The organism is Thalassiella azotivora (assembly GCF_054781695.1).
Genome location: NZ_BAAGTX010000001.1, coordinates 330,696 through 351,686, shown reverse-complemented (window position 1 = coordinate 351,686; position 20,991 = coordinate 330,696). Strand labels below are relative to the sequence as shown.

Here is a 20,991-nt window from a genome sequence, read left to right as displayed (position 1 = left end):
CGCCGACCGGTTCGGCGCGCAGGTGCTCGTCGTGTCCCTGGACGTGCGCCGCTGCGCGGAGGGCACCAGCACCGACTCGGGGTTCGAGGTGACCACGCACGGTGGGCGCCGGGGGACCGGCCTGGACGCCGTCGCCTGGGCCGCGCGCGTGGCCGCGCTCGGGGCGGGGGAGATCCTGCTCAACTCGATGGACGCCGACGGCACCCGGGCGGGCTTCGACCTGGAGCTGGTGACCGCGGTGCGCGGCGCCTGCGACGTCCCGCTGGTGGCCAGCGGGGGCGCGGGTGCGGTCGAGCACTTCCCGCCGGCCGTGGACGCCGGGGCGGACGCCGTGCTGGCCGCCAGCGTGTTCCACTTCGGCCAGCTGACCGTCGGGCAGGTCAAGGACGCGCTGCGGTCGGCGGGGCACCCCGTCCGCTGACCCGACCGGCGCGCCGAGGCGCCCGGCGACGTCCGCTACAGCTTCAGCACGCTCTCCCCGAACGCCGCCACGGCGCGGGGGGAGCCGCCGACCTGCACGCGGGCGTGCGCACGTCGTCCGGAGGCGAACAGCACGAGCTCGCCGGGCCGGCCGGTCAGCACGACGGTCTCCGCGCCCGACCGCACGTGGCGGCGCGGACCGTCGGGGACGACGAGGACGACGCCGACGGGCGAGCTGCGGAACATCATCCGCGCCTGGACGCCGAGGGCGTCCCACAGCGCCGTCTCGTAGCGCTCGTCGAGGTCGCGCGCCTGCCACCCCGGCCGGGCGCGGCGGACGTCCTCGCAGTGGATGAAGTGCTCGGTGAGGTTCGCGGCGGCGTCCACGGCCGGCAGCGCGAACGGGCTCAGGCGCGGCGGTCCCGCCTCGAACCGGTCCACGAGCTCGCCGAACGGCCGGCGCGCGTAGCGGGTGCGCACCTTCTCGGTCCACTCGGCCAGCAGCGGGACCTGCTGCAGGAGCACGCCCGGGCCGGTGTCGGGACGGGCCTCGCGGACCACGAGGTGGGCGGCCAGGTCGCGTGCCGTCCACCCCTCGCACAGGGTCGGGGCGTCGGGTCCTGCCGCCCTGAGCTCCTGGGCGAGGGCACGGCGTTCGCGGGCGGCGTGGCTCATGCCCCGATCGTCGCAAAGCCCGGCCGACGGCGCTCCCGGGGGCCGGTCGGGGCGCGCGTGAGGTGGCTCTCACCCCGGCCGGTGACCGGCGCGAAAAGCGGTCGCGGAATCGTCGGATGTCTGTGAGAGGGTGGAACGCTCCCCACCCGAGACCAGGAGGCCCCGCATGCCCGACCGCACCGCCGGCCCGCCGGCGTCCGGTCGTCCCAGCCCGCTCCCGTCACCCCCACCTGCCGCGTCAGCCCCGCCTGCCGCGTCGGCACCGCCAGCCGCGTCCTCCTCGCCTGCCGCGTCAGCCCAGCCTGCGCGGCGCGCGCGGCCGCAGGGCTCCACCCGGCAGGGCTTCGCCGTGGTGTGGCGCGGCATCCGCGAGTCGCCGCGGACGTTCGCGGTGGCGGTGGCCGGTGCCGCCGTCTACGGAGCCGGCGTCGCGGGCCTCGGGTGGGTCCTCGGTGAGGTGACGGACCGCGTGCTCACCCCGGCCTTCGAGGCGGGCACGGTGGAGGCCACGAGCCTGTGGGCCGCCGCCGGCGTGCTGGCCGCCGTCGCCGGGGCCACGGCGGTCGGCGTGGCGGTCCGCCGGATCTTCGCCGGGGTGACGTCCATCGGGCTGCAGGCCCGGTACCGGCGCGAGGTCACCCGCCAGTACCTGCGGCTGCCCCTGTCCTGGCACCACCGCCACCCGGCGGGGCAGCTGCTGTCGAACGCCAACGCCGACGTCGAGGCGTCGTTCATGGTGTTCAACCCGCTGCCGTTCTCCGTCGGCGTGCTGGTGATGCTCGCCGTCGCGGGCGTGGCCATGCTCGCCGCGGACCCGGTGCTCGCCGCCGTCGGCCTCGTCGTCCTGCCGGCGGTCGCCGCCGCCAACGTCGTCTACCAGCGGTACATGTCGCCGCTCGTCGTCCGCGCCCAGCAGCTGCGCGCGGACGTGTCCGCCGTGGCGCACGAGAGCTTCGACGGCGCGCTCGTCGTCAAGGCGCTCGGCCGCGAGGCGGAGGAGACGGAGCGCTTCGCCGCCGCCGCCCACCGCCTGCGGGACGCCAACGTCGCGGTCGGCCGCACCCGCGGGGTCTTCGACCCGCTGGTCGAGGCGCTGCCCACCCTCGGCACCCTCGCGGTGCTCGGCGTCGGCACCTGGCGCGTCGACGCGGGCACCGCCCAGGCGGGGGACGTCGTCCAGGTCGCCTACCTGCTGACGCTGCTGGCGTTCCCCGTGCGCGCCATCGGCTGGGTGCTCGGCGAGCTGCCGCGCGCCGCCGTCGGTTTCGGGCGGGTCTCCTCGGTGCTGGACGCCCGCGGGGAGATGCGGCACGGGGCGAGCGAGGTGCCGCCGGGCGGCCCGCTCGGCCTGTCCGTGCGCGGTGCCGGCTTCTCCTACACGGCCGGTGCGGCCGAGGACCTCGACGCCGGCGTCGGCCGGCGGCACGACCCCGACGAGGCCGACGAGCCCGACGTCCCGGTGGAGGTGCCGGTGCTGCACGAGGTCACGCTCGACGTGACCGCCGGCAGCACCGTGGCGGTGGTGGGACCCACCGGTTCGGGCAAGTCCACCCTCGCGTCGCTGCTCGTGCGGCTGGTCGACCCGCGCACGGGCGAGGTCGTCCTCGACGGCCGCGACGTGCGCGACCTCGCCGGCGGGCAGGTCGCCGCCGTCGCGTCGCTCGTGCCGCAGTCGACGTTCGTCTTCGAGGACACCGTGCGCGGCAACGTCACCCTCGGCGCCGACGTCGACGACGAGGCGGTGTGGCGGGCGCTGCGCCTGGCGCAGGCGGACGGGTTCGTCGCCGCCCTCCCCGCCGGGCTCGACACCCGCGTGGGGGAGCGCGGGGCGAGCCTGTCCGGTGGCCAGCGGCAGCGGCTGGCGCTGGCCCGCGCGCTCGTGCGCTCGCCGCGGCTGCTGGTGATGGACGACGCCACCTCCGCGGTCGACCCGCGCGTCGAGCAGGCGATCCTCGCGGGCCTGCGGGAGGGCTCGGGCGGGGTGACCGTCGTCGTCGTCGCCTACCGCAAGGCGACCATCGCCCTGGCCGACGAGGTGGTCTTCGTCGAGCGCGGCCGCGTGGTCGACCGCGGGACGCACACCGAGCTGCTGGGGCGCAGGGACCGCTACCGGCACCTCGTCAACGCCTACGAGGAGGCGGCGGCCGCCGAGCGCGCCACCGCCCAGGAGCCCGCCGAGGAGGTGCCGTCGTGAGCGCGGCCATCGAGACCGCAGCCACCAGCGGCGTCGTGGCGACCGTGCGCCGCGGTCTGGCGCTGTCCCCGGAGATCCGCCAGGGGCTGGGGGTCACGCTGGCCCTGGCGGTCGTCGCCACCGCCGGGCGGGTGGTCGTCCCGATCACCGTGCAGCGCACCGTCGACGACGGCATCAACGCCTCCGGCGGGCCGGACGTGCACGCGGTCACCCAGCTCGTCGCGGTCGCCGCGGTGGCGGTCCTGGCGACCGGCGTCATCTCCTACCTCGTCAACCTGCGGCTCTTCCGGGCCACCGAGGCGGGGCTGGCGACGTTGCGCACGACGGCGTTCCGCCGCGTGCACGACCTGTCGGTCCTCACCCAGAGCACCGAGCGCCGCGGGGCCCTGGTCAGCCGCGTCACCAGCGACGTCGACACCATCAGCACGTTCATGCAGTTCGGCGGCCTGCTGCTCATCCTGTCGGTCGGCCAGCTCGTCGTCGCCACGGCGCTGATGGCGTTCTACTCGGTGCCCCTGACCCTGCTGGTGCTGGCGATGTTCGCGCCGCTGGTCCTGCTCGGACGCTGGCTGCAGCGTCGCGTCTCGGCCGCCTACGGCCTCGTCCGCGAACGGGTCGGCGACATGCTCGGGGCCATCTCCGAGACGGTCGTCGGCGCCGACACGATCCGGGCCTACGCGATCGAGCGCCGCACCGGCCGGCGCGTCCAGGAGCGCGTCGAGGCGCACCGCGCCGCGTACGTGCGGGCCCAGGTCCTGGTGTCCCTGAGCTTCTCCTCCGGCGTCCTGGTCTCCGGCCTGGTCGTCGCCGCCGTCGTGCTCGTCGGCACCTGGACGGGTGCGGCCGGCGCCCTGACGCTGGGCGAGCTGCTCGCGTTCCTCTTCCTGGTGCAGCTCTTCACCGGCCCGGTCCAGAGCGTCACCGAGATCCTCAACGAGCTGCAGAACGCGGTCGCCGGCTGGCGGCGCGTGCTGGCCGTGCTGGACACCCCGGCCGACGTCGCGGACCCGGGGGAGGAGGGCGAGGTGCTGCCGCGCGGGCCCATCACGGTCGAGTTCGACCGGGTGTGGTTCGCCTACCCCGGCGGGCAGCCGGTGCTGCGCGACGTCAGCCTGACCATCCCCCCGCGGACCAAGGTCGCCGTGGTGGGGGAGACCGGCTCGGGCAAGACCACGCTGGCGAAGCTGCTCACGCGGTTGCAGGACCCGGCGTCCGGGCAGGTACGGCTCGACGGCGTCGACCTGCGCCGGGTCCGCTTCTCCAGCCTGCGCGAGCGCGTCGTCATGGTGCCGCAGGAGGGCTTCCTGTTCGACGCCTCCCTGCTGCACAACATCCGCTACGGCCGTCCGACCGCCACCCGCGACGACGTCGAGCTGGCGCTGACCGAGCTCGGCCTGGCCGACTGGGTGGAGTCGCTGCCCCGCGGGCTGGACAGCGCGGTCGGCCAGCGGGGCGAGTCGCTGTCGGCCGGCGAGCGCCAGCTCGTGGCGCTGGCCCGTGCCTACCTCGCCGACCCGGACCTGCTGGTGCTGGACGAGGCCACCTCCGCGGTCGACCCGGGGACGGAGACCCGCATCCAGCGCGCCCTCGCCGGGGTCACCCACGGCCGGACGTCGGTGGCGATCGCGCACCGGCTGTCCACGGCGGAGAGCGCGGACCTCGTCGTCGTGGTGGACGCCGGCGAGGTGGTCGAGGTCGGCCGGCACGCCGACCTCGTGGACGCCGGTGGCGTCTACTCGCGGCTGCACGCGTCCTGGGCGGCGCAGCTCAGCGGCTGAGGCCCGCGGCCGGGGCCGGCGCGTGGCGCCGGCCCGCCGGCTGGCCGGACGCGGGGGCCTGCGGCCGGCCGGGGTCTGGGAGGATCGGGCCGTGGACGCCCCGACCCCGTTGGACCCCGCCGTGGCGGCGCGCCTCAAGCGCGACGCCGACGGCCTGGTCGCCGCCGTCGTCCAGCAGCACGACACCGGGCAGGTGCTCATGGTCGGCTGGATGGACGACGAGGCGCTGCACCGCACGCTCACCACCGGCCGGGTGACCTTCTGGTCGCGCAGCCGGCAGGAGTACTGGCGCAAGGGGGACACCTCCGGGCACGTCCAGCACGTCGTCTCCGCCGCCCTCGACTGCGACGGCGACGCCGTGCTCGTGCGCGTGGACCAGGTCGGTGCGGCGTGCCACACCGGCAGCCGTTCCTGCTTCGACGGCCGCGACCTGGGCGCCGTCCCCGCCTCCCACGTCCAGGCGGGTGCCTCGACGGACGGCACGGATGGCACGACCCGTACGGACCGCCTCGGGACGCCCGAGCGGGGTGGGAGCGCGTGAGCGCCGGACCGGGCCGCGAGCTCGGCGGGGTGTGGCCGAGCCTGGAGGTGTTCCGCGAGCTGGCCCGCGACCGCCGCGTCGTGCCGGTCGTCCGGCGCCTGCTGGCCGACGCCGAGACGCCGATCGGCCTGTACCGCAAGCTCGCCGCCGACGCGCCCGGCACGTTCCTGCTGGAGTCGGCCGAGCACGGCGGGGTCTGGTCGCGCTACTCCATCGTCGGCGCCCGCTCCCGTGCGGTGCTCACCAGCCGCGACGGGCAGGCCCACTGGCTCGGCGAGCCACCGGTGGGCGTGCCCACCTCGGGGCCGCCGTTGGACGCCCTGGCCGGCACCCTGCAGGCCCTGCACACGCCCGCGCTGCCCGGCCTGCCGCCGCTGACCGGTGGCATGGTGGGGGTGCTGGCGTACGACGCCGTCCGCTCCTGGGAGCGGGTCGGTGACCACGCGGTCGACGAGCTGGGCGTCCCGGACCTGATGATGTCGCTGGCCACGGACGTCGCCGTGCTGGACCACGCTGACGGGACGCTGCTCCTGGTCGCCAACGCGGTGAACTACGACGCCACGGACGAGCGGGTCGACGAGGCCTGGGCCGACGCCGTGGCGCGCCTGGACCGGATGACCGCGGACGTCGGGCGCCCGGCGCCGTCGACGGTCGCCGTCCACGACGTCGTCCCCGGCCCCGAGCCGCGCGCCCGCACCCGGCGCGAGGACTACCTGCACGCCGTCCGGACCGGTCTGCAGGCCATCCGCGACGGCGAGGTGTTCCAGGTCGTCCTGTCGCAGCGCTTCGACCTCGACTGCCCGGCCGACGCCCTCGACGTGTACCGCTGCCTGCGGGCCTCCAACCCCAGCCCGTACATGTACCTCTACCGGGGGACGACCCCGGACGGCGTGGCGCTGGACGTCGTGGGGTCCAGCCCGGAGGCGCTGGTCAAGGTGCAGCACGGCCACGTGCTGGCGCACCCCATCGCGGGCACCCGGCCGCGGGGGCGCAAGCCGGAGGAGGACGCCTACCTGGCCGAGGAGCTGCTCGCCGACGTCAAGGAGCGGGCCGAGCACCTGATGCTCGTCGACCTCGCCCGCAACGACCTGGCCCGCGTCTGCGACCCCGGATCCGTGGACGTCGTGGACTTCATGTCCGTCGAGCGGTACAGCCACGTCATGCACCTCGTCTCCACCGTCACCGGGCAGCAGCGGGACGGCGCCACCGCCATGGACGTGCTGCGCTCCGCGTTCCCCGCCGGCACCCTCTCCGGTGCCCCCAAGCCCCGCGCGCTCGAGCTCATCGACGAGCTGGAGCCCGTGCGGCGCGGGGTGTACGGGGGAGTGGTGGGCTACCTCGACTTCGCCGGTGACCTCGACATGGCCATCGCCATCCGCACCGCCGTCCTGCGCGACGGCGTCGCCCACGTCCAGGCCGGCGCCGGGATCGTGGCCGAGTCGGTGCCGGAGAACGAGGACGCCGAGTGCCGGCACAAGGCCGCCGCGGCGCTGCGGGCGGTCGCGACCGCGTGCACCCTGCGTCCCGCGGGTGAGCCGTGACCTCCGGTGCCCCCGTGCCCGTCCTGCACCGCCGCGCGGTCGTGGTGCTCGCGGCGACCTCCCTGGCCGCCCTGCTGGTGCTCGCCGCGTCCCGCACGTGGCTCGTCGCCCAGGTCAGCGACCCGCTCACCGGGGTCACCGTGGTGGACGTGACGGGGGGCCGCGCCGCCCCCGTGGTCCCCGCCCTGGGCCTCGTGGCGCTGGCGGCCGCCGGTGCGCTGACGATCGCCCGGCGGGTCGGGAGCCTGGTCGGCACCCTGGTGCTGGCGGCCGCCGGCCTGGGTGCGGTCGCCGCGGCGCTGCGCGTCGTCGCGGTCCCGGGCGAGGCCGCACGGTCCGCGGCCGCCGAGGTGGCCGGCGTGACGCCGGCCTCGGTGGACGTCGCGGGCGTGCCGGTCAGCGTGACCGCGTGGGCGTGGGTCGCCGCGGTCGTCGCCGCGGCGCTCGTGCTCGTCTCGGGCCACGCGCTGGTGGCCCGCCGCGGATGGGGTGGCGCTGGGTCGGGCTCCCGCTTCGAGCGGGGCGCCCGATCGGCCACCACGTCGGCGGCGCCAGGGTCGTCGGGGTCGGCGGTCGGCGGCGCGGACGGCGCGGACGGCGCCGCCACCGAGGAGCCCACGCTCGCCTGGGACGCCCTCGACCGGGGAGAGGACCCGACACGTGGAGGCGACGGGCCCCCGTCCTGAGAGGATGGGCCCGTGCACCCGCGCGGTGCAGTCACCAGCACCACCCGAGCGGCACCCACCAGCAGACCCACCAGCACCACCCGAGCAGTGAGCGACACGACCGGCCGCCGGCCGGCAGGACCGAGGAGGACACCGTCCATGGCTGACGCCCAGCGCACGAGCGAGCGGACCGCGAAGGGCGGCGACGTCGCGGCCGCCGCCCACCACGACGACCACGGTCACAGCGTCGCCGCCTGGACCCTGGTGGCCATCGTGCTCGTCGGCTGCCTGATCAGCTCGTTCGCGCTGGTCCTGGCGCAGCCCTGGATGTTCTGGGCCGGCCTCGGCGTCGTGGTCGTCGGCCTCGTCGTCGGCAAGGTGCTCCAGGCCATGGGCTTCGGCGCCAAGGTCTACGAGCAGTCCTCCACCGACCCGAACCGCCAGCAGGGCGTCAAGTGACCCCGGTGGCCGGAGCCGCGACGCGCACGCGCGCGTCGCGGCTCCTGCCACCGCTGCTCACCGGCGCCACCGTGGGCGCCGCGACCCTCGCCGTCGCCGTACGCAGCCCGCACGTCCCCGGGAGCTGGGGCTGGTGCCCGTGGCTCGAGCTCACCGGCACCTTCTGCCCCGGGTGCGGCGGTCTGCGCGCCGTCCACGACGCCGTCCACCTCGACCTGGTGTCGGCGCTGTCCAGCAACGCCTACGTCGTCGTCGCCGGGGGCGTGTCGGTCCTCGCCTGGGCGCTCTGGCTGCGCGCGGCTGCGGCGGGCCGGCGGGTCGACTGGGGCCGGTGGGTCACCGGCCGCGTGGCCTGGGTGGCCGTCACGGCGTTGGTCGTGTTCTCCGTCGTCCGCAACACCGGCCTGGCTCCCTGGTTGGCGCCGCCGCTCGTCTGACGCCGCGCATCCGAAGAGGCAGCGCGACAGGCTGAGCCTGCTCAGGGCGGACCACCCCGGACGGACGCGAGGGGCCGCACCCGGACGGGTGCGGCCCCTCGGTGGTCCGCCCGGACGGCACCGGGCGCGCGACGTCAGAGGTTCTCGACGAGGCAGTCGGCGTACTCCTGGTCGGACATCTCGTTCGGGTCGCACTCCTCGGTCTGGCCGAGGAGGGCCAGCCCGGCGACGGTCAGCACGATCGACAGGATCGCGCCGATCGCGCCGAGGATGACGCCGGTCAGCGCCATGCCCTTGTTGGTGGCCTGACCCTTCTTCACCTTGCCCATGCCGATGATGCCGAGCACCACGGCCGCGATGCCGGCGGGCACCGCCAGGAACCAGAGGCAGAAGGTGACGAGGGCGACGATGCCGAGCACGAGGGCGGCGATGCCCATGCCGTTGCTCGGCTTGCCGGCCGGCGCGCCACCCGGCGTCCCGTACTGGGGCGCGGCCCCGTACTGCGGGTCCTGGCCGTACTGGGGCGCCTGGCCGTACTGCGGTGCCGGCTGGTCCTGGCCGGACGGGTTCTGCTGGCCCTCACCCGGGTTCTGCGGGTTCGGGTCGTTCGGAGTGCTCACGTGGTCTCCCCTGGGTGGCGGCACGGCGCCGCCTCGATGCGCTGGTACGCAGGTCACCGTATCGGCTCGCGCGCACGGCCACCGGCACGTGGTGCGCGCGGGGCGCGGGCGTCGGGGGACGGTCGGCGGCCCGCCCGGCCGCGGGTGCACCCGCACGGGCTAGCATCGGCCGCGTCCGGTCCCCGGGCGCCCGTCCGCGGAGCGTCCGTCCCCATCCCGCTGGAGCGACTTCGTGAGCGTGCTGGACGACATCATCGCCGGCGTCCGTGAGGACCTCGCCGAGCGCGAGGCGCAGGTGCCGCTCGCCGCGCTCAAGGAGCGTGCAGCGCAGGCCCCGCCCGCCCGGGACGCGGTGGCCGCGCTGCGCCGCGCCCAGGGCCCGCAGGGCGAGCCGGCCGTCAAGGTCATCGCCGAGGTGAAGCGGTCCAGCCCGAGCAAGGGGGCGCTCGCGGCCATCGGCGACCCCGCCGGGCTGGCCCGGGACTACGAGGCCGGAGGCGCCTCGGTGATCAGCGTCCTCACCGAGCGCCGGCGGTTCGGCGGCAGCCTGCAGGACCTCGTGGACGTGCGCGCCGCGGTCGACGTGCCCGTGCTGCGCAAGGACTTCGTGGTCACGCCCTACCAGGTCTGGGAGGCCCGTGCGCACGGCGCCGACCTGGTCCTGCTCATCGTCGCCGCGCTCGAGCAGCCGGCCCTGGAGTCGCTGGTCGAGCGGATCCACTCGCTCGGCATGACGGCGCTCGTGGAGTGCCACGACGCGGACGAGGTGCCCCGGGCCGTCGCGGCCGGCGCGCGGGTCGTCGGCGTCAACGCCCGGGACCTGCGCACCCTCGAGGTCGACCGCACCGTGTTCACGCGGCTCGCGCCCCTCGTCCCGGACGACGTCGTGCGCGTCGCCGAGTCGGGTGTGCGCGGGCCGCACGACGTGCTGGAGTACGCGCGGGACGGGGCGGACGCGGTGCTGGTCGGTGAGTCCCTGGTGACCGGAGGCGACCCCCGCGCGGCCGTCGCCGACCTCGTCGCGGCCGGCGCGCACCCCGCGCTGCGGACGGGCCGGCCGTGACCGGGCAGCCGGCCGACGGCCCGGTGGAGGCCCCCGCGGGTGCCGCCGCCACCGGCCCGCTGCGCGCGCAGCACGGGCCCTACTTCGGCCAGTTCGGGGGCCGGTTCGTCCCCGAGGCCCTCGTGCACGCCCTGGACGAGCTGGAGAGGTGCTATCGGGACGCCTGGGCCGACCCCGCCTTCCGCGCCGAGCTGGACCGGCTGCACGCCACGTACACCGGCCGGCCGAGCATCCTGACGGAGGTCCCGCGCTTCGCCGAGCACGCCGGCGGCGCCCGGGTGCTGCTCAAGCGGGAGGACCTCAACCACACCGGCTCCCACAAGATCAACAACGTGCTGGGCCAGGCGCTGCTCACCCAGCGGATGGGCAAGACCCGCGTCATCGCCGAGACCGGTGCCGGCCAGCACGGGGTCGCCACGGCCACGGCGGCCGCGCTGCTGGACCTGGAGTGCGTGGTCTACATGGGTGAGGTCGACACCCGCCGCCAGGCGCTCAACGTGGCCAGGATGCGGCTGCTCGGCGCCGAGGTGGTGCCCGTGACCACCGGCTCCCGCACGCTCAAGGACGCCATCAACGAGGCGCTGCGCGACTGGGTCACCAACGTCGACAGCACCCACTACCTGCTGGGCACGGTCGCCGGACCGCACCCCTTCCCGGAGATGGTCCGCGACTTCCACGCCGTCATCGGCGAGGAGGCCCGCGCGCAGGTCCTCGAGCTCGTGGGCCGGCTGCCGGACGCCGTCCTGGCCTGCGTCGGCGGGGGGTCGAACGCGATCGGCATCTTCCACGCGTTCCTCGACGACCCAGGGGTCGCCCTGGTCGGCCTGGAGGCGGGCGGCGAGGGGTTCGCCACGGGCCGGCACGCGTCGTCCATCACCGCCGGCGTGCCGGGGGTCCTGCACGGGGCGCGCTCCTACCTGCTCCAGGACGAGGACGGCCAGACCGTCGAGTCCCACTCGGTGTCCGCCGGCCTGGACTACCCGGGCGTCGGCCCGGAGCACGCCTGGCTGGCGGAGATCGGCAGGGCCACCTACCGGCCGGTCGACGACGCCGCGGCGATGGAGGCGTTCCGGCTGCTGTGCCGCACGGAGGGCATCATCCCGGCGATCGAGAGCGCCCACGCCCTGGCCGGGGCGCTGGAGACGGGGCGCGAGCTGGGGCCCGACGGCGTGGTGCTGGTGAACCTGTCCGGGCGCGGCGACAAGGACGTCGACACCGCCGCCCGGTGGTTCGGTCTGGTGACCGAGGCCGAGCTCGTCGAGTCCGCCGCGGCCGCCGCCGCGGAGCCCGTGGCCGAGTCGGACGGAGCCGGGTGGTGAGCACGGTGCAGGGCCAGCCCGCAGGTGACGCGGCGCGACCGGACGCGGGAGCGCCCGGCGTGAGCGCCCAGACGCCCACCGGACGCACCGGCGCGCTGCTGGACGGCCTGCGCGAGCAGGGACGCCCGGCGCTCGTCGGGTACCTGCCGGTCGGCTTCCCGGACCTGGACGCCTCGGTGGCGGCGGCCCGCGCGGCCGTGGACGCCGGGGTCGACGCCCTCGAGCTCGGCTTCCCCTACAGCGACCCCGTGATGGACGGGCCGCTGATCCAGTCGGCGGCCGAGCGGGCGCTCGCGGCCGGGACCCGCGCGCGGGACGTGGTGCGCGCCGTCGAGCAGGTGGCGACCACCGGCGTGCCCGTGCTCGTCATGACGTACTGGAACCCGGTGATGCGCTACGGCGTCCAGGCGTTCGCCCGCGACCTCGCGGCGGCCGGGGGCGCCGGGCTCATCACCCCCGACCTGCTGCCCGAGGAGGCGGGGGAGTGGCTCGCCGCCAGCGACGAGCACGACCTCGACCGGGTCTTCCTCGTCGCCCCCTCCTCGACCCCGCAGCGTCTGGCCTCGACCGCCCGCGCGTGCCGCGGGTTCGTGTACGCCGCCTCCACGATGGGGGTCACCGGCGTCCGCGAGTCCGTCGGCGACCAGGCCGAGCGGCTGGTGCAGGCCACCCGCGAGGCCGGGGCCCCGCGGGTCTGCGTCGGGGTGGGGGTCTCGACCGGCGCCCAGGCCACGCAGGTGGGCCGCTACGCCGACGGGGTCATCGTCGGCTCGGCGCTCGTGCGGGCCCTGGACGAGGGCGGCGAGCCGGCGCTGCGGTCCCTCGTCGAGGACCTCGCCGCCGGGGTGGCGGGAGCCCGCCGGTGACCGCGGTCGCGCAGCTGGCGACGACGGTCCCCGGCCTGCCGACGTTCATCCCCAGCCCGTCGCAGGGCGTGTGGTACCTCGGCCCGCTGCCGCTGCGCGCCTACGCCCTGGCCATCCTCGCGGGGATCTTCCTGGCGATCTGGCTGGGGGAGCGGCGCTGGCGGGCACGCGGTGGCCCCGAGGGGACGGTCACGGAGGTCGCGGTCTGGGCCGTGCCCTTCGGCATCGTCGGCGGTCGGCTCTACCACGTCGTGTCGTCCCCGGACGCCTACTTCGGCTCGGGGGGCGACCCGTGGCGGGCGCTGGAGATCTGGCGCGGCGGGCTCGGGATCTGGGGGGCGGTCGCGCTCGGGGCCGTCGGCGCGTGGATCGGGTGCCGGCGCGCCGGGGTGCGCCTGCCGGCCTTCGCCGACGCGGTGGCCCCGGGCATCCTCCTGGCCCAGGCCGTCGGGCGGATCGGCAACTACTTCAACCAGGAGCTCTTCGGCGCACCGACGACGCTGCCGTGGGCGCTGGAGATCGACCCGCCGTACCGGCCGGACGGGTACGAGCAGTTCGCCACCTTCCACCCCACGTTCCTGTACGAGCTCGTCTGGAACGTCGCGGGGGTCGGCCTCCTGCTGTGGCTGGACCGCCGCTACCGCCTCGGGCACGGCCGCGTCTTCTGGGCCTACGTCGTGGTGTACACGCTGGGACGGGTCTGGATCGAGGCGCTGCGGATCGACGAGGCCGAGCGGGTCCTGGGCCTGCGCCTCAACGTCTGGACGTCGGTCGTGCTCTGCCTCGTGGGCGTGCTGGGCTTCTGGCTGAGCAACCGGCTGCGACCGGGCCGTGAGCGCGACGTCACGCGCGCCGGACGCGCTCGGCCCGCCGCCCCGTCAGGCGCCGACGAGGCCGGGGGCGAGCAGCACGCAGAGGAACCGGCCGAAGCGGCCGGCGAAGCCGACACCCGCGAAGACCCACCAGCGCATGCGCAGGGACCCGGCCAGGACGCTGACCACGGCGAACGGCGGTAGCCCGGCGAAGGCGCTGACCGCCGTCACCGCCGCGGGCCCCCACACGTGCCGCTCGCACCAGCGGCGCACGCCGTCCATCCGCTCCGTCCACCGGCCCCGCGCGGAGCCCTGACGGCGCAGCCGGGCCACGTCCACGGCGCCGCGGCCCAGCAGGTAGAACCCGAGCTTGCCGGTCATCTGGCCCGCGGCTGCGGCCAGCGCGAGCAGGACCGCAGGCTCGTCCGTGGCGACGGCGACGCCCACGAGGTACACCTCGGCGTTCGCCACCGGGACCACGGCCGACAGCAGGCAGAACAGGAACGTCCCCGCCGCCGTCATCGCCGTCCTCCCCGCCCTGGGGGCGCCGCCCGCCTCGCCGCGGTCGACCCGCCCTGGTGCCCATCCCACCACGTCGGCGGGAGCTAGGGTCGTCCCCGTGCCCGTCCGACCCTCCGTGCGACCACGGGCCCGGTCCCGGACGGCGCTCGGCAGCGGCCTGCGCTGGCGGGCGCCGGCGCCCCGCTGCGGGCACCGCGGCTGCTGGGACGGCTGGCGCGAGCCGCTGCTGACCTGGCCGAACCTGGTGACGCTCGTGCGCACCGTCGTGGCGCTGGCGCTGTCGGCGGCCGCCGTGTCCGCCGGGTCGCAGGCCCTGCTGCTCGCCGGGCTGGTCGTCTACTGGGCCGGTGACGTGCTCGACGGCCTGGTGGCCCGGCGTCTGGGGCAGGAGACCAGGGGCGGTGCGCTGCTGGACGTCATCAGCGACCGGGCCTGCAGCGTCGCGTTCTGGGTCCCCTGGGCGGTGTGGCACCCGGAGCTGGCGTGGGCGGTCGCGCTGTACGTGCTGGAGTTCGCCGTGGTGGACGCGGTCCTGTCCGTGGCGTGGCTGTCCTGGCCGCTGGTCTCGTGCAACTACGTCGACAGGGCGCTGCCCCTGGTCCACCGGCTCAACTGGTGGCCGCCGGCCAAGGTCGTCAACACCGCCGGTCTGGTGCTGCTCGCGGTCCTGTGGCCGCAACCGGTGCTCGCGGTGGTCTTCGTGGTGGCCGTGGGCGTCGTCAAGGTGGTCAGCCTCGTGCACCTGCACGCCGCGGCGCCCGGACCCCGGCCCGGCTGCGCCGCGGCTCCGGCGCCGGAGCCCCGTCGTCTCATGAAGCGGGACGGCGCGTCTGAGCTGTGAGATGGTCCGCAGGCGCCGGCGGCTTCAGTCCGCCGGACGCGTCGTGTATCGTCCCAACGCCAGCACAAGGGGCCAGCGCCGTCCCCGTCCGCCCCCAGGGGCCACTTCCGCCCGATGCGCCGCCGAGCCGCGGCCGTCACGCCAGGACGGTGCCGATGATCTCTCCCTTCACCCGATTCTCCGCCGGACCGCAGGCCCAGGGCCTGTACGACGGCGAGCACGAGCACGACGCCTGCGGCGTCGCCTTCGTGGCGACCCTGCGCGGTGAGCCCGGGCACGACATCGTCGAGCACGCCCTCACGGCGCTGCGCAACCTGGACCACCGCGGCGCCGTGGGCGCCGAGGTCGACACCGGTGACGGGGCGGGGATCCTCACCCAGGTGCCCGACGCGTTCCTGCGCGACGTCGTCGGTTTCGAGCTGCCCGCCCGGGGCTCCTACGCGGTGGGCACCGTGTTCCTGCCCGACGACGACGCCGAGGACGCCGAGGCGGTCCGCCGGATCGAGCAGATCGCCGGCGAGGAGGGTCTGCGGGTCCTGGGGTGGCGCGACGTCCCCACCACCCCCGACCTCGTCGGGTCGATGGCCCGCTCCTGCATGCCCAGGTTCCGCCAGCTCTTCGTCGCCGGCGACAAGGTGCCCGTCCAGGGCCTGGCCCTGGACCGGCTGGCCTACTGCGCCCGCAAGCGCGTCGAGCGCGAGACCGGGGTGTACGTCGCCTCCCTGTCCTGCCGGACCCTGCTCTACAAGGGCATGCTGACCACGGGGCAGCTCGAGCCGTTCTTCCCGGACCTGTCCGACCGCAGGTTCGCCAGCGAGCTCGCGGTCGTCCACTCCCGCTTCTCCACGAACACCTTCCCCTCCTGGCCGCTGGCCCACCCCTTCCGCTTCATCGCGCACAACGGTGAGATCAACACCGTCAAGGGCAACCGCAACTGGATGCGCGCCCGGGAGAGCCAGCTGGCCAGCGACGTGCTGCCCGGGGACCTCGAGCGGCTCTTCCCGGTGTGCACACCCGGTGCGAGCGACTCCGCCTCCTTCGACGAGGTGCTCGAGCTGCTGCACCTGGGCGGTCGCTCCCTGCCGCACGCCGTCCTCATGATGATCCCCGAGGCCTGGGAGAACCACGAGGAGATGGACCCCGCGCGCCGGGCGTTCTACGAGTTCCACTCCATGTTCATGGAGCCGTGGGACGGGCCGGCGGACATGGTCTTCACCGACGGCACGCTCATCGGCGCGGTCCTCGACCGCAACGGGCTGCGCCCGTCCCGGTACTGGGTCACCGACGACGGCCTGGTCGTGCTCGCCAGCGAGGCCGGCGTCCTCGACCTCGACCCGGCGTCCGTCGTCCGCAAGGGCCGCCTGCAGCCGGGCCGGATGTTCCTCGTCGACACCGAGCACGGCCGGCTCGTCGACGACGACGAGGTGAAGAGCGAGCTCGCCGGGCAGCACCCCTACGACGAGTGGCTGCACGCCGGGCTGGTGCACCTCGAGGACCTGCCCGAGCGCGAGCACGTGCTGCACACCCACTCCTCGGTCACCCGGCGGCAGCAGGCCTTCGGGTACACCGAGGAGGAGCTGCGCGTGCTCGTCGCGCCGATGGCCCGCACCGGCGCGGAGCCGATCGGCTCGATGGGCACCGACACCCCGGTGGCCGTCCTGTCCAGCCGTCCGCGGCTGCTCTTCGACTACTTCACCCAGCTGTTCGCGCAGGTGACCAACCCGCCGCTGGACGCGATCCGCGAGGAGCTCGTCACCGCCCTGGGCACGGCGATGGGACCGGAGCACAACGTGCTCGCCGCGTCCCCGGCGCACTGCCGCCAGGTGGTGCTGCCGTTCCCGGTCATCGACAACGACGAGCTGGCCAAGATCGTCCACATCAACCGGGACGGCGACCTGCCCGGTTTCGCCACGACCGTGGTGCGCGGCCTGTACCGGGTGGACGGCGGGGGCCAGGCGCTCGCCGAGCGGCTCGCGCGCATCTGCCAGGAGGTGTCGCAGGCCATCGCCGACGGCGCCCGCTTCGTCGTGCTCTCGGACCGCGACGGGGACGCCGACCTCGCCCCGATCCCCTCGCTGCTGCTCACCAGCGCCGTCCACCACCACCTGATCCGGGAGAAGACCCGCACCCAGGTCGGCCTCGTCGTCGAGGCCGGGGACGTGCGCGAGGTCCACCACGTCGCGCTCCTCGTCGGCTACGGGGCGGCCGCGGTCAACCCGTACCTGGCGATGGAGTCCGTGGAGGACCTCTGCCGTCCCGGCGGGATGCTCGAGGGCGAGGACCCGCACGAGGCGGTCCGCCGGCTCATCAAGGCGCTCGGCAAGGGCGTCCTGAAGGTGATGAGCAAGATGGGCATCAGCACCGTCGCCTCCTACCGCGGCGCCCAGGTGTTCGAGGCCATCGGCCTGTCGCAGGACCTCGTCGACACCTACTTCACCGGCACCACCAGCCAGCTCGGCGGGATCGGCCTGGACGTCGTCGCCCAGGAGGTCGCGATGCGCCACGCCACCGCGTACCCGGTCGCCGGGCTGCGCCCGACGCACCGCCGGCTGCCCGTCGGCGGGGAGTACCAGTGGCGGCGCGAGGGCGAGCCGCACCTCTTCGACCCCGAGACCGTCTTCAGGCTGCAGCACTCGACCCGCAGCGGTCGCTACGACGTGTTCAAGCAGTACACGCAGCGCGTGGACGACCAGGCGAACCGCCTGATGACCCTGCGCGGCCTGTTCCGGTTCGCCGAGGGCAGGACGCCCGTGCCGATCGAGGAGGTCGAGCCCGTCAGCGCGATCGTCCGCCGGTTCTCCACCGGCGCGATGAGCTACGGCTCCATCTCCGCGGAGGCGCACGAGACGCTGGCCGTGGCGATGAACCGCCTCGGCGGCCGGTCCAACACCGGCGAGGGCGGCGAGGACGTCGAGCGCCTGATGGACCCCGAACGCCGTTCGTCCATCAAGCAGGTCGCGTCCGGCCGCTTCGGCGTCACCAGCGCGTACCTCACCCACTCCGACGACATCCAGATCAAGATGGCCCAGGGCGCCAAGCCCGGCGAGGGCGGTCAGCTGCCCGGCCCGAAGGTGTACCCGTGGGTGGCCCGGACCCGGCACTCCACGCCCGGCGTCGGGCTGATCTCGCCGCCGCCGCACCACGACATCTACTCGATCGAGGACCTCGCCCAGCTCATCCACGACCTGAAGAACGCGAACCCCGCCGCGCGGGTGCACGTCAAGCTCGTCAGCGAGGTCGGGGTCGGCACGGTGGCCGCCGGGGTCTCCAAGGCGCACGCGGACGTCGTCCTGATCAGCGGCCACGACGGGGGCACGGGGGCGAGCCCGCTGACGTCGCTCAAGCACGCCGGTGCGCCGTGGGAGCTCGGCCTCGCCGAGACCCAGCAGACGCTGCTGCTCAACGGCCTGCGCGACCGGATCGTCGTCCAGGTCGACGGGCAGCTCAAGACCGGCCGCGACGTCGTCGTCGCCGCGCTGCTCGGTGCCGAGGAGTTCGGCTTCGCGACCGCGCCGCTGGTGGTCTCCGGGTGCGTGATGATGCGCGTCTGCCACCTGGACACGTGCCCCGTCGGCATCGCCACCCAGAACCCCGAGCTGCGCTCGCGGTACAGCGGCAAGGCCGACTACGTCGTCAGCTTCTTCGAGTTCATCGCCCAGGAGGTCCGCGAGCTCCTCGCCGAGCTCGGGTTCCGCAGCCTCGACGAGGCCGTCGGCCGCAGCGAGCTGCTCGACGTGCGCGAGGCCGTCGACCACTGGAAGGCCTCCGGGCTGGACCTGACGCCGGTCCTGCACACGCCCGAGCTCGCGCCGGGTTCGGCGCGCCGGCAGACGGTCGCCCAGGACCACGGCCTGGAGAAGGCGCTGGACCACCAGCTCATCGCGATCGCGCGCGACGCGCTCGACCGCGGCGAGCCGGTGCGCGGCACCGTGCGGATCCGCAACGTCAACCGCACCGTGGGGACGATGCTGGGGCACGAGGTGACCAAGGCGCACGGCCCCGACGGCCTGCCGCCGGACACGATCGACATCACCCTGACCGGGTCGGCCGGGCAGTCGCTCGGTGCCTTCCTGCCGCGCGGGGTGACGCTGCGGCTGCACGGGGACGCCAACGACTACGTCGGCAAGGGGCTGTCCGGCGGGCGCGTCGTCGTCCGGCCCGACCGCTCGGCGTCGTTCGCCGCCGAGACCAACGTCGTCGCCGGCAACGTCATCGGCTACGGCGCGACGTCGGGCGAGCTGTACGTCCGCGGTCAGGTCGGCGAGCGCTTCTGCGTGCGCAACTCCGGCGCCACGGCGGTGGTCGAGGGGGTCGGCGACCACGGCTGCGAGTACATGACCGGCGGCACGGTCCTGGTCCTCGGGCGGACGGGCCGCAACTTCGGCGCCGGCATGTCCGGCGGTGTCGCCTACGTGCTGGACCTGCGTCCCTCCCGGCTCAACCCCGCGGCGGTGGCCTCGGGCGAGCTGGTCGCCTCCGAGCTGGACGACGTCGACGCCGAGGTCGTCCGATCGCTCCTGCAGCGCCACCGCGAGGAGACCGAGTCCGCGGTCGCCTGGCGGCTGCTGCAGGACTTCGACGCGAACCGGTCCCGCTTCACCCGGCTCGTACCGCGCGACTACGCCCGCGTGGTCGAGGTGCGCGCGCAGGCCGAGCAGGAGGGACTCGACCCGGACGGCGACGTCGTCTGGGCCCGGATCATGGAGGGCACCCGTGGCTGACCCGAAGGGCTTCCTGAACCAGCGCACGCGCGAGCTGCCGGAGCGCCGTCCGGTGCCCGTGCGGCTGATGGACTGGCGCGAGGTCTACGAGCACCAGGACGAGGGGGTCCTGCGGCGGCAGGCAGGTCGGTGCATGGACTGCGGCATCCCGTTCTGCCACAACGGCTGCCCGCTGGGGAACCTCATCCCGGAGTGGAACGACCTGACCCGGCGGGGGGACTGGCACGAGGCGATCGAGCGCCTGCACGCCACGAACAACTTCCCCGAGTTCACCGGCAGGCTGTGCCCCGCGCCGTGCGAGACCGCGTGCGTGCTCGGCATCAACCAGCCCGCCGTGACGATCAAGCAGGTCGAGGTCTCCATCATCGACAAGGCGTTCGAGTCCGGCTGGGTGCAGCCGCAGCCGCCGGACCGCCTCACCGGGCGGACGGTGGCGGTGGTCGGCTCCGGGCCGGCCGGCCTGGCGGTGGCGCAGCAGCTCACCCGCGCCGGGCACACCGTCGCGGTCTACGAGCGCGCCGACGCGATCGGCGGGCTGCTGCGCTACGGCATCCCCGAGTTCAAGATGGAGAAGCGCCACCTGGACCGGCGCCTGGCGCAGATGACCGCCGAGGGGACCCGGTTCCGGCCCGGGATCGACGTCGGCGGGTCGGGTGACGGCGCCGTGAGCGGCCGGTCGCTGACCGAGCGGTACGACGCGGTCGTGCTGGCCGTGGGGGCCACGCAGCCTCGCGACCTGCCCGTGCCCGGACGGGGTCTGCGCGGCGTCCTGCAGGCCATGGAGTACCTGCCGCCGGCCAACCGCGCGGCCCAGGGGCAGGACGTGCAGGACCAGGTCGTGGCCACCGGCAAGGACGTCGTCGTCATCGGTGGCGGCGACACCGGGGCCGACTGCCTGGGCACCGCGCTGCGCCAGGGTGCCCGGTCGGTGACCCAGCTGGAGATCATGCCCCGCCCCAGCGACGAGCGGCCCGCCACCCAGCCCTGGCCGACGTACCCGATGGTGTACCGGGTCTCCAGCGCCCACGAGGAGGGCGGCGAGCGGGTCTACGCCGTGTCGACGACCGAGGTCGTGGACGACGGCACCGGCGCCGTCGGCGGGCTGCGGCTCGTCGAGGTGGAGCTCGTGGACGGCCGGTTCACCCCGGTCGAGGGCACCGAGCGGGAGATCCCGGCCCAGCTGGTCCTGCTCGCGATGGGCTTCACCGGTCCCGAGCAGAGCCCGTTGCTGCAGCAGGTCGGGGCCGAGCTGGACGAGCGGGGCAACGTCGTGCGCGACGACCGGTACATGACCACGCGCCCGGGCGTCTTCGTCGCCGGTGACGCCGGCCGCGGGCAGTCGCTCATCGTGTGGGCCATCGCCGAGGGACGGGCCTGCGCGGCCGCCGTGGACGAGTACCTGACCGGCACCACGACGCTGCCCGCGCCGGTGGCACCGACCGCCCGGCCGCTCGTCGTCTGAGCGGCCGGCTCTCGCACGGGCCCGGATGCGGGCGGCGGGCGCCTGGCGGAGGGTG

The 20,991-nt window shown here is 75.3% G+C and carries 17 protein-coding genes and 1 pseudogene; 16 read left to right on the top strand and 2 right to left on the bottom strand.

Annotated features, from left to right (window positions below; all coding sequences use genetic code 11):
- A partial coding sequence (locus ACYVQV_RS01565; RefSeq protein WP_461021489.1) for a HisA/HisF-related TIM barrel protein occupies nt 1–421 on the top strand: 421 nt, incomplete at its 5' end.
- A gap of 35 nt (nt 422–456) precedes the next feature.
- Here the strand turns inward: ACYVQV_RS01565 and ACYVQV_RS01560 are convergent.
- Nucleotides 457–1,095, bottom strand: a complete 639-nt coding sequence (locus ACYVQV_RS01560) for a TIGR03085 family metal-binding protein (protein WP_461021488.1) — start codon at nt 1,093–1,095, stop codon at nt 457–459.
- 166 nt (nt 1,096–1,261) lie between these two features.
- Between ACYVQV_RS01560 and ACYVQV_RS01555 the strand changes: the two are divergent.
- From ACYVQV_RS01555 to ACYVQV_RS01520, 8 genes and pseudogenes are all read left to right on the top strand, one after another.
- Nucleotides 1,262–2,245: pseudogene (locus ACYVQV_RS01555) on the top strand (ABC transporter transmembrane domain-containing protein); the annotation flags it as partial.
- Nucleotides 2,246–2,398: 153 nt separating this feature from the next.
- Nucleotides 2,399–3,289, top strand: a complete 891-nt coding sequence (locus ACYVQV_RS01550) for an ATP-binding cassette domain-containing protein (protein ID WP_461021510.1) — start codon at nt 2,399–2,401, stop codon at nt 3,287–3,289.
- Nucleotides 3,286–5,067 carry an ABC transporter ATP-binding protein gene (locus ACYVQV_RS01545; protein ID WP_461021487.1) on the top strand — a complete coding sequence of 594 codons (1,782 nt, stop codon included), beginning with the start codon at nt 3,286–3,288 and terminating at the stop codon, nt 5,065–5,067. Before ACYVQV_RS01550 ends, ACYVQV_RS01545 begins: the two co-directional genes overlap by 4 nt.
- 58 nt (nt 5,068–5,125) lie before the next feature.
- Nucleotides 5,126–5,608 carry a phosphoribosyl-AMP cyclohydrolase gene (gene hisI / locus ACYVQV_RS01540; RefSeq protein ID WP_461021509.1) on the top strand — a complete coding sequence of 161 codons (483 nt, stop codon included), beginning with the start codon at nt 5,126–5,128 and terminating at the stop codon, nt 5,606–5,608.
- A complete protein-coding gene (locus ACYVQV_RS01535) occupies nt 5,605–7,149 on the top strand; it encodes an anthranilate synthase component I (RefSeq protein ID WP_461021486.1) in 1,545 nt (514 codons plus the stop codon). Before hisI ends, ACYVQV_RS01535 begins: the two co-directional genes overlap by 4 nt.
- Nucleotides 7,150–7,163: 14 nt before the next feature.
- Nucleotides 7,164–7,835, top strand: coding sequence for a Trp biosynthesis-associated membrane protein (locus ACYVQV_RS01530; RefSeq protein ID WP_461021485.1), 672 nt, complete (start codon nt 7,164–7,166; stop codon nt 7,833–7,835).
- Nucleotides 7,836–7,973: 138 nt separating this feature from the next.
- Complete coding sequence (locus tag ACYVQV_RS01525; RefSeq protein WP_461021484.1) at nt 7,974–8,273, top strand: HGxxPAAW family protein; 300 nt, start codon at nt 7,974–7,976, stop codon at nt 8,271–8,273.
- On the top strand, nt 8,270–8,710 hold the full coding sequence (locus ACYVQV_RS01520) for a DUF2752 domain-containing protein (RefSeq protein ID WP_461021483.1): 441 nt from the start codon (nt 8,270–8,272) through the stop codon (nt 8,708–8,710). The genes ACYVQV_RS01525 and ACYVQV_RS01520 overlap by 4 nt, the downstream gene beginning before the upstream one ends.
- Before the next feature lie 134 nt (nt 8,711–8,844).
- On the opposite strand, the gene ACYVQV_RS01515 is transcribed toward ACYVQV_RS01520, so the two are convergent.
- Entirely contained in the window at nt 8,845–9,330 is a 486-nt protein-coding gene (locus tag ACYVQV_RS01515; RefSeq protein WP_461021482.1) for a DUF4190 domain-containing protein, read from the bottom strand.
- 232 nt (nt 9,331–9,562) lie between these two features.
- On the opposite strand from ACYVQV_RS01515, the gene trpC reads away from it, so the two are divergent.
- From trpC to ACYVQV_RS01480, 7 genes are all read left to right on the top strand, one after another.
- Entirely contained in the window at nt 9,563–10,393 is an 831-nt protein-coding gene (trpC, locus tag ACYVQV_RS01510; RefSeq protein ID WP_461021481.1) for an indole-3-glycerol phosphate synthase TrpC, read from the top strand.
- A 23-nt stretch (nt 10,394–10,416) separates the two neighbouring features.
- Nucleotides 10,417–11,712, top strand: a complete 1,296-nt coding sequence (trpB, locus tag ACYVQV_RS01505) for a tryptophan synthase subunit beta (protein ID WP_461021508.1) — start codon at nt 10,417–10,419, stop codon at nt 11,710–11,712.
- A 59-nt stretch (nt 11,713–11,771) separates the two neighbouring features.
- Nucleotides 11,772–12,578 carry a tryptophan synthase subunit alpha gene (gene trpA, locus ACYVQV_RS01500; protein ID WP_461021480.1) on the top strand — a complete coding sequence of 269 codons (807 nt, stop codon included), beginning with the start codon at nt 11,772–11,774 and terminating at the stop codon, nt 12,576–12,578.
- The gene (gene lgt, locus ACYVQV_RS01495) at nt 12,575–13,594 is read left to right on the top strand and encodes a prolipoprotein diacylglyceryl transferase (protein WP_461021479.1); all 1,020 of its coding nucleotides are present in this window, start codon (nt 12,575–12,577) and stop codon (nt 13,592–13,594) included. Before trpA ends, lgt begins: the two co-directional genes overlap by 4 nt.
- 415 nt (nt 13,595–14,009) lie before the next feature.
- A complete protein-coding gene (locus ACYVQV_RS01490) occupies nt 14,010–14,753 on the top strand; it encodes a CDP-alcohol phosphatidyltransferase family protein (protein ID WP_461021478.1) in 744 nt (247 codons plus the stop codon).
- A gap of 155 nt (nt 14,754–14,908) precedes the next feature.
- Nucleotides 14,909–19,474 (top strand): glutamate synthase large subunit, encoded by a 4,566-nt coding sequence (gltB, locus tag ACYVQV_RS01485; RefSeq protein ID WP_461021477.1) that lies wholly within the window; start codon nt 14,909–14,911, stop codon nt 19,472–19,474.
- Nucleotides 19,467–20,936, top strand: coding sequence for a glutamate synthase subunit beta (locus tag ACYVQV_RS01480; RefSeq protein WP_461021476.1), 1,470 nt, complete (start codon nt 19,467–19,469; stop codon nt 20,934–20,936). Before gltB ends, ACYVQV_RS01480 begins: the two co-directional genes overlap by 8 nt.
- The last annotated feature ends 55 nt before the right edge of the window (nt 20,937–20,991 follow it).